This window comes from Paracoccus acridae, from assembly GCF_014642735.1.
GTDB lineage: Bacteria > Pseudomonadota > Alphaproteobacteria > Rhodobacterales > Rhodobacteraceae > Paracoccus > Paracoccus acridae.
The window spans coordinates 1-9585 of the sequence record NZ_BMIV01000037.1; the positions used below are offsets into that span (position 1 = coordinate 1).

A 9585-nucleotide genomic window follows, 5' to 3' on the forward strand; every position below is an offset into this window, starting at 1 on the left:
ACCGGGTGGTGGCCTTGCTGAAGGCGCAGCCACACCTTCCTTGACCGCCCAGCATACAGGCCGGGTGAGACGGGATCGCGAAAGCTCACCAATCGCTGCACGGATATCATTCATCCTGAAGCTCAGCGCAGTATGCTCTGCCTTGATCCCCTCAGGCTTGTGAAACAGGTCAATCTCTGTGCCGCCGCAGTGATAGACCACCTTTCTATCAGGCCGTTCCTCTCCTGCAGGCAGCGCCAGGGCCGAGTCATAGAACGCGCGCCCGAGCAAGATCGCGAACCGGAAGCATCTCCGTCACCTGACTGGCACCGAATTGCATGGCACCCCACCTGTTTCTGCACGCTACCATTCTACGTCCGGACTCGGCCACGCCAGCAACGTGAGGGGCGGCGTCGAGGGTCTCTCGCATTTTGTGCAAAGCGCGCGACCGGCAGCTCACACCCGAGGAAATAGACGGCAGATATACCCCGCCCTCTGCCTACAGCTCAGGCGCGGGGCTGCGGGCATCAGGATAACGCCTTACGGTTTGGATATGCCCTTCTCGTAGCTCGACCAATCCGCGATGATAGATTGCGCGAATGCGTTTCCGACGCGGAAAGCATTTTCGGTGGCAGCCGGGAAGCCGCCGGACTTCGCAGCCAGGGACTCGGCTGTACTCTGTCCCTCATGAGCGCGGTCAAAATTCGACGCCGTTCGCAACACAGCGACACGGTCGAAATCCAGCAGACCCGCTTGCGCGCCCCGCTGAAGCGCGGCCAGCGTGGCGTTGTCCTCCATCTGGCTCATGCAGTAATCCGCCTTTCCATCCGTGAGAAGCGAGACGTGGTCCTCGACCTCTTTGGCGGTGATCGCGCCGTGCCAGTAGGTGTCGGCGGAAACCGAGGCGCAGACCATAACGGCAGGATCAGCCTTCGCAGCATCCTGGCTGTAGGCGCCGCGATAGACCGCTGCATCCGGGTTGTCGCTAAGCTTGACGTCCTTGCTGGCCTCGTAGGCAGCCTCCACCAGGGCCGGGTTCAACGGGAACACCTCGGTCCCGGCGCTCCAGCCCGGCTTTTCATCAGGCTTCTTCGCGCCCAGTTCGACGATCTGGCTGGTCCATTCGGCCGGCGCCTCGCGATCATCGATGCGGTGAACAAGGCCTGCATCGACGACGTAGTCAGCCCAGGCCGCCGACCCGAGCGTGCCGTTTTCAGGATCAACACCGGCAATGCCTGCCACGATGAAGTAGGTCTTTGTCAGGTCGAACTTGTCCGAGAGTACCACGGCCATGGTCGAGGCCGCGGCATTTGCAAAGCCCATGGTGGTGGTCATCTGGCAAAGGTCGGCATTGCAGGCGACCTCATTGGCGCTTTCCGGCAAGCCGGGAACCTGAACCTTGTTCGGCAGGTCCAGATTGTCCTGCCAGGGCTTGGCCTCGGCATCGAACATCGCGATCACCATGACCTTTGGAGCGATAACATCCGCTGCAGCGGCTGCAGGCAGGAGGGCAGTAGTCAGGACAAAACCGAGACGCATAAGGGGCATGCATTTTCCATTCAAGTGTCTGCGCCCTCGGACATACGCGGCCGGGGCGGGGGAACTGCGGTGAAGCATAGGGGATGCATCACGTCTTGTCGGCACCGAAGTTGCCGTGCTGGTTGAGCCTGGCAGTACAGCGCGATCACGGCACCTGATCCTGCCGCTTACGTTTGCTGAGGCAGATCAGGCTGCGCATGCGGTCAAGCTGGCCTTTGCCGGAAGACGCGGGTCATGGCATGCATGTAGCCTCCGGTGCTGGCAATTGGATTCTGTGATAAACGTATACATTTCCAGAAAGCTGCAGTGTAGTTATCGTTGCATTAGCCATTGCGCACGCTTGCGTGGAGCACGACGCCCCGATCGCCCATACGGCTGGCGTGATGCCGCCGTAGAGCAGGCCGCCAGATCGTACCCTGCCGTTACAGCCCCTGCCTAAGAATGTCGGCGGGCGCCAGGAAGCGCCTCATGTGTACGTGTGCCAGTGGCAGATCTACACGGTCAGCGGGATAGCCATTCGGCCAAGGCGTCCTAATCACGGCCCCCTTCCCCTACCCTGCTTACCTTTCTGCAGCGATCATGAATGTCCGGTCCAGGAAAGCTGCAGCGCAGCACATTATCTGGCCTGATCGGCTGCAATGGGCCGTTCGAACGTGCCCCGCCTCACGGTGGCTTCATTGTCGTGCAGCGGCGCAGACACCCGGCGGCAATCAAGACGCCGATGTGGGAGCTGATAGTAGGCGAGGGTTCAGATCGGGCGAACCGTGAGGCGGCGATGGTCCGGGATACACCACACGGCGCTGTGGCGAGGCGGCCGAGGTTGCCGCACTTGATGTCGTGCTGACATTTGACCAGGGGACTTACATGATAAGGCGCGGAGCGCCGTTCTGTGGAGGCATTCTTGCTGGCTCGGCGGAGGCGGCTGGGAGTGCCGGCACCCGCTCCTACGGACCCCATGTCAGGAAACTCGGTGCTCGACGCGAGCAGACGGCATAAAGCCTGGTCGCCTGCGAAGGTCCCGTTAAGTATGGGTAAGACAGGAGAATCGTTGCCGGAATCACACGCCCATGCCAATACTTCATTAGACGCATCAAGATGGCAGGACGCGACTTGACCAAGTGACGCAAAAACGGGTCAAAAGACGAAAGCGCCGTCAGAATTCCGAATCGTCCGGAGGAGCCGTGAAGCAAGACGTGAACCAGTTGGTGGACTTCAGGTCGGACGTAGGCGCCATGGACATTGGCATTTACGCTGACAGCCTTGCTGACTCCCTCGATCGCCAGATGAAATTGGCCTATCGGCCAGAGAATGGCAAGAAACTGCGCAAGTTTGGAGCTCGTGAAGTTGCCGAGTTGCTGCGCATGAGCCCCTCAAATCTCAGGACCAAACATCTGGATGGAACCTTTCCAGAAGTCCTGGACGAAGAGGGAGAAGACAAAAAAAGTAGGCAACGGTTCTATTCGGCTCAGGAAATCGACCAAATCCGAGACATCATGTCGACGGTCGGCAAGAACCCCAGTCTATACAGGCCGGGGCGATCGAAGAAAAATGGTGGTAAGGACAAGCTTCAGACTATTGTCGTCTGCAATTTCAAAGGGGGTTCAGGCAAGACCTCGACTTGTGCCCATCTTGCTCAACGCTGGGCGCTCCGCGGCTATCGCGTGCTCGCCATCGACATGGACCCGCAGGCCAGCCTGACAACTTATTTTGGGCACCGGCCGGAACTGGAATTCGGCGAAGGTGGGACGATCTATGACGCCATTCGCTATGCGGACCCGGTTCCGCTTTCGGACGTGATCCGCAAGACCTACTTCCACAACCTGGACATGGTCCCAGCCGGCCTCATGCTGTCCGAATACGAGACGGAGACAGCGGCGGCGCTGAGCAAGCGAGTCCTTCCCCTGTTTGCAGACCGGTTGAGCATGGCAATCGAGGCAGTCCAGGACAACTATGATCTCGTCATCATCGACAGCCCTCCGCAACTAGGCTTCATCACCCTGACCGCCTTGACTGCGGCAACAGGCCTGATCGTCACAGTGGTGCCCGGCATGCTTGATATTGCTTCGATGAGCCAGTTCCTGAAGCTGGCGTCCGAGACCATCAAGGCGGTCGAGGAGAGTATCAGCCGACCGGTGAGCTGGGACTTCATGCGGTTCCTTATTACACGTTATGAGCCCTCAGACGGTCCCCAAACGCAGATGGCAGGTTACCTGCGCACGATCCTGGGCCCGAACGTGCTAACAGAACCAATGCTGAAATCGACAGCCATCTCCGACGCAGGCATGACGCAGCAAACGATCTATGAAGTTGATCCTGGGCAGCTAGTCCGCAAGACGCTGGAGAGGGCTCTGTCGAGCATGAATGGCGTCGCTGACGAACTCGAGCTGGCCATCCAGAAAGTGTGGGGCCGCTGATGGGACGCAAGATCTTTGGTGCCATTCCGGACCCAGACGAAGAGGAGAAGCCGGCTCGCGCGGCGGCTCCTGCCGCAAGCGTAGCTGTGTCCCCCGCCCTGGGCGGCTTGCGCGAAGGACTGCGCGAGTTGAGCGCCAACTCGATCCGGGAAGTTGACCCAGCTCATGTAGAAGACGATGGGCCCAGCGACCGTCTAGGCTTGGACGAGGCATCGATCAGGAAGCTCGCGGACAGCATCCGACAACATGGACAGCAAGTCCCCATCCTTATCCGCCCTGGACAGTCCCCCGGGCGGTTTCGTGTTGTCTACGGTCGGCGGCGTCTCGCCGCACTGAAGCAGCTTGGGATGCCGGCAAAGGCTATTCTGCGCCACATGGACGACCGGGCGGCGGTCACCGCCCAAGGACAAGAAAACAGTATCCGTCTGGATCCGTCCTTCATCGAGAAGGCTGTCTTCGTCCGCGATCTCAGAGCAGCAGGCTACGAGTCGGCCGTCATCGAGGAAGCTCTCGGCATCGACGCCACTACTGTCTCGAGATATGGCGTGATCGCTGAAACCCTGCCTGACGATCTTATCCGTGCCATCGGTGCGGCTCATGGAAGCGGCCGAAGGCCATGGATGCGGCTGGCCGAACTCGTCCGGGCAGATGCCGGTCTCATCGATACCCTGCAAGAACTTCTTGGGAGCCTTAGTGAAAGTGTCGAGAGCGACGAGCGCCTGAAGGCCGTACTGGATCATGCCGAGAGGTCGGCAGCGGAGGTGCCAGCACCACGGTCGATTGATCGCGGTCAAAGTTCGGTTGTGAAACTCTCCGGTGGCGCAAGGCTCGGCACGATCCGCCGGGCCAGGAATGCTGTGACGATCAGCATCGACACAAAGCGTGACCGAGAATTCGGCCAGTGGCTGGAAGAGCACGCCGAGAGGCTTGCTCTCGAAATGCACCAACGCTGGCTGGAAGACGGATCCAAGCTTGATAAAAAAGCCTCGTGCGACGGATCCTGACCCGCCCACCGTACCCTGAAACCATGAGACAAGGAGAAGCATGAGACCGTAAAAGAAAAGGCCCCCCAGTCACCCGGAGAGCCCTATCGATAAACTTTGGTCGGTTACTTCGATAGCAGCTTCTCCATCGCCCTGTCAATAACACCGGCTTCGGTGAACGGCATCTTGCAGCACAAACTCGTGTTTGCGGGGCGATGACCTATGGGCTAACGGTCGAAGCGCAACAGCCATGAAACCCATTAAAGCTGCTTTCCCGGCCGGACGGCTGGTGCCCGCGTCTGGATTGGACACGGTCAATCGCGATCACCTATGGAACACCTTCCACAAACTCAAGGAAGCACGCAAACTCTTCGGCTTGAGCCCGGGAGCGGTCCATACCCTTTGCGCCCTGCTTTCCTTCCTCAAAGAAGGGGGCGAGCCGGTTGTCTTTGCCTCGAACCGGTCCATTCAAAAGCGCGCGGTTCTCGACGACGACCGGACGCTTCGACGCCACATCGGCCGTCTCGTCGAGGTGGGTTTTATTACGCGCCAAGACAGCTCGAACTTCAAACGATATAGATCGACAGACCCCGTTACCGGAGAGGCGCAAGCCTTCGGGTTCAGTCTCTCTCCTTTCCTTGCCCGTAGCCATGAGATTATCGCGGCAGCAGATGAAATCGAGATCGCCCAGGCCAGGTGTAGACACCTCCGCAAGAGGCTGCTGGCGCTGCTGGCGCGACTGCAGGCCGACCAGGTCGACTTTACAGATGCTGTTCGGAAAGCACTGCGGCGAAAGATGGAAGTTGGCGACTACCTGGCTGCCATCGAAGAAGCTGAGGCCTTGATCCAAGAGCTCCCAGCAACTGTGACGCAACAGAAACAGCTGTCCCCGATCGCAGATCTCACTGAAGTGAATCATGAGGCAGCAACGGAAAGATCCGGCTCTGACGGGCAAAATGTCCGCCACCATCTTAACTCACAATTAGAAAACAAAGATCTGAAAAGATCAGCGCAGAAGATGGACGATGAACAGTTGATGGCGCTGACGATCAAGACATGCCGCGAAGCAATGGCCTTTGCGGTAGAGCCCGTCAAGACGACCCATGATCTGGAGAGACTAGCTTGCCAACTCGCGCCGATGATGGGCATAGACCGAAAATGCTATGAACAAGCCTGTACTGAGCTAACAAAGCCACGCGTCGCTTTGTCTACATTGCTGATCTTGCAGATGGGTAACCGAATCAGAAACATGCCAGCCTATTTCCGTTCAGTCATGATCGGAAAACGAGCGAGTACTTTTGATCCGATGAGCCTCCTCCTTCGTCTTTCCGGCAACAACTACAGACCGGCTGTCTGAAGGAGTTCAGAAACTCGAAACTACTTTAGCTTCTTACTGGGTTTATCCCTTTGTCGAGAGCCAGAAGTGTGCGACATATCGATGCATCCCCTGCCCTCCCCTGCCTACGCGTTCAACCGTAGCACCAGCTTCACGCCCACGAGCCTTCCTGTTATAATCCTTTGAAGTCAAATAATTTTCTTTCGAGATGGCACTACCTAGGGCAGCGTATGGCATTGACCGTGGTCAATCAATCATTTCGGCCCTCATTCCTGCTGGCCGAGGGCTCATCACGGAACTGTCGCAACGACTGACGGTAAGTCATCGCCCCCAGTCCTCCTTCATATAAAAGTCGCGGGTAGCAGAGGAGTAGAAGCGATATGTAAAGCAATTGCGTGGCAAACAGCTTTGTTTATAGCACTGCATGTAGACGTACATTCCCGCTAACCGGGTTAAGTAACTCAGGAAATTAAAGCTGCATCAGCGGCGACGATCGGCTCTAGTCACAGCATATTGCCACCGGCAAATCTTCTAAGGTCTTTCTAGCTGCGGGCCTTCCGCTCGCCAACTGACCATAGTCAGACATATGAACAGGTACTGATCCGAGGCAACGGCGGACGTACCCACCTACCCTGCCCGCGAGAGAAAGGAAGAAGGAAGGCCGGCTTTCGCGTTTTCCGACATGGTCCGTAGGCTTCCTGGCATAGTTTGACCGCGGTCAATACCAAGTCAATTTTTATGTTCAGCGATGCAGTATAGTATTGGTTGCTGGCCCTAGCCGGTTTGCCGTGGAGCATCCTCAGTGGGCGAGTGGTCAGCCTTTTCGACGTGGGTAGCAGTCGTTTGATAGAGCGGTGTAGCTCTTCTGACCCTACTTCCAAGCTTGGTCTCAGTCGCCTCAACCTCACTCCAAAAGCAACATGTGTGCGACATTTGGGAGGCGAACTAAACAGAAATCGGACCACAGTTTCGCTTCTGTCGATTATGAAGTCCTCTCCGTAGGACGGAGCAGTCCGATTACTAGCAGTCGAGCGAACCGTTTCTCGTACGAAGTTGTGCATGTGCTTTTCAGCACCTCTGAGGGTAGCACCAGAGGAATAACTCGCAGCGCGTTGGGAGAAAGGTCGTCGGTAGAGCAATGCAACCGAGCGATTATGCTTGAGGCAATCGAGTGGCACCTGCTACTCGCGTCGGTAGAGGCCGATTGACCATGGTCAATAAACCCTTAGTCTCACGGGTAATTGACCGCGGTCAATTGAACAGGGCCATCTTTCAACTCAACGAATCGGTGCCGCTGCTTTTCGCCATAGCTCAAATTCGTAGTCCGGTGGAGATGTTTTTGTCATAAGCTATACAGGTCCGCGCTCGTGGGCAGGAAGTTAGAGTAGAATCTATCTGTCGAGCCATTGCAGGAAATTGACCGCGGTCAATTTCCATCTATCAAGCAGACGCCGCCACTTCCGTCGATCAGGGGTCACGAGCGCTAGCAGCAAGCAATGCCATCTTGGTTATGGAGAATCCCACGGATGAACATCAGCGGCCTCCTAGTCCAGACGGGCTTCACTATCGAAAGGCGGCGAGTCTCATTCCGCCTCATGACACCTAGGCCTCGGTTGTTATTTGGCTAAGCCGTGATTTAAGCAGGAATCCTTAGCCTGGCTCAGTTGGCTACGGTCAATGGACAGAAGCTCCTTTTTTTCCAGGGGACCTATATTCGCACGAAGCGGCCAAGCAGCGTTGTAGTGGACCAGCAGCTACAGAGACACGACGGATCTTCCCCGTTCTGGGTCTAAGCCATAGGTCTGATCGAAGCTGGGGCAGATTGGGCGGCCATAAACGATTGGGAGCTGCGCGCCAGCAACGTTGACCGCGGTCAATTAGAGAGGGAGCAATCTGCTCCGGCTGCGTTTTCAACTTCCCCCTTAAAGTTTCGGGCTTTCAGACTGACCTGCACTCCGGCCGACCATCTGTTCAATTTCGGAGGGCAAAGTTCAGACGCTATGATGGCAGCTGCCACTACCTTTCTGTAGGCCTTGCCAGAGGGGACATCGGACGGCAGCGGGAAACCTGAAGCGGCCTATGCGTAGATGCTGATTGCCGAGCACGCGTCTCATCACCCGGAGCTTGCGGCAGCCTAGGCCATGCTCATGTTCATGCTCCGGAAAGTCCTGTTACTTTGATCGAGTCGAGGACACCTATTTCCGGATCGAGGAGTTTGATTAAGGGCGGACAGGCATTCGTCGAGCCGATGGATGGAGTCGAGCTATGCGGGCAGGGGTTCGGAGATGATCGCCCACTCGGGGGCAAGAAGAATTCGGGGATTGGCGAAGATGCCACCAGTGACGTGCATGGCTCTGTCGATGGAGACGGCTGTGAGCATAACCGGCGCGGCTGTGCTAGCGAGAACAGTTTCCTACATTATGACATCGCTTCATCAGATGACCCGTGTCACAGCGCTGACCTTCGTTTCTTGCAGCGGCCGTGGAAGAGCTAGGAACCCACGTGAAGACAACAATACGATAGCCGCAATCTACGGTAGTGATACAGCTTGGGGTTGAAGACGCAAATCCCGGCTGAAAGGCAGGAAAAGCTCCGCCGGTGAGCGGGGCTGCTCAAAACATAACTCGGAACAACAGGCTCGGCACCGAAGCAACAGTACACGTTGAACAGCGTCGAGCATTTCAAAAACATCCAAAGGTACATAGTTAATTCAATATGTTACAATGCAAAAGAGATGCATTCCGCACGCTGGGCTCCGGATGGGGTAATCGGCTTGCGCCCTACTTCCTGTCCCGGACGGTATGACGTCCTGCGCTTCCGGCTGATGGTAGACCGTGGTCTGTGTGAAGCAGCCACAAGCATGCACGCGACGGGACTGGGCATCAAACCCTGGAGGCGCTTTGTGCGCACGACCGACAGCCGGCACGACTCTCCGATCTTCTCCAACCTGTATCGCAACATCATTCCTGATCAACCGGACATGGTTTGGGTCGCAGACTTTACTTACATCCGTGTCGCAATCGGTTTTTGCTATCTGGCCGTCATCCTGGATGCCTGCAGCCGCAAGGTCATAGGACATGCGCTGTCGCGGCACCTGGATAGGGAACTGGCGCTTGCTGCCTTGCACGCGACCGTCATGAACAGAAACCCTCCAAAGGGCTGCATCCAACATGCCGATCGTGGCTGCCAATACGCCTTTCAGCGCTATCGTGTCGCTCTTGAGGCTGCGGGCTTGTGCGGCTCTATGAGGAGTGCCGGCAACCCTATCACAATGTACAGATCGATAGCTTCATGGAAACCCTAAAAGTGGAGGAGGTCTACCGGGCAGGATACG

General features: G+C 57.1%; 6 protein-coding genes. 4 read left to right on the forward strand and 2 right to left on the reverse strand.

What is annotated here, in order from left to right:
* Positions 1-201 (reverse strand): hypothetical protein (locus tag IEX25_RS20230; protein ID WP_229665484.1); only part of this gene is annotated, 201 nt, incomplete at its 3' end.
* Positions 202-519: 318 nt separating this feature from the next.
* Positions 520-1527, reverse strand: a complete 1008-nt coding sequence (locus IEX25_RS19070; RefSeq protein WP_229665486.1) for a purine-nucleoside phosphorylase — start codon at positions 1525-1527, stop codon at positions 520-522.
* Between the two features lie 1223 nt (positions 1528-2750).
* On the opposite strand from IEX25_RS19070, the gene repA reads away from it, so the two are divergent.
* The 4 genes from repA (at position 2751) to IEX25_RS19090 (ending at position 9555) form a co-directional block, all read left to right on the forward strand.
* Positions 2751-3932: a plasmid partitioning protein RepA gene (gene repA, locus IEX25_RS19075; RefSeq protein ID WP_103174917.1), complete on the forward strand. Its 1182-nt coding sequence runs from the start codon at positions 2751-2753 to the stop codon at positions 3930-3932.
* Positions 3932-4936, forward strand: coding sequence for a plasmid partitioning protein RepB (repB, locus tag IEX25_RS19080; RefSeq protein ID WP_103174913.1), 1005 nt, complete (start codon positions 3932-3934; stop codon positions 4934-4936). The genes repA and repB overlap by 1 nt, the downstream gene beginning before the upstream one ends.
* A gap of 229 nt (positions 4937-5165) precedes the next feature.
* Positions 5166-6272 (forward strand): plasmid replication protein RepC, encoded by a 1107-nt coding sequence (repC, locus tag IEX25_RS19085; RefSeq protein ID WP_103174914.1) that lies wholly within the window; start codon positions 5166-5168, stop codon positions 6270-6272.
* A 2881-nt stretch (positions 6273-9153) separates the two neighbouring features.
* Complete coding sequence (locus IEX25_RS19090; RefSeq protein WP_188717269.1) at positions 9154-9555, forward strand: DDE-type integrase/transposase/recombinase; 402 nt, start codon at positions 9154-9156, stop codon at positions 9553-9555.
* The last annotated feature ends 30 nt before the right edge of the window (positions 9556-9585 follow it).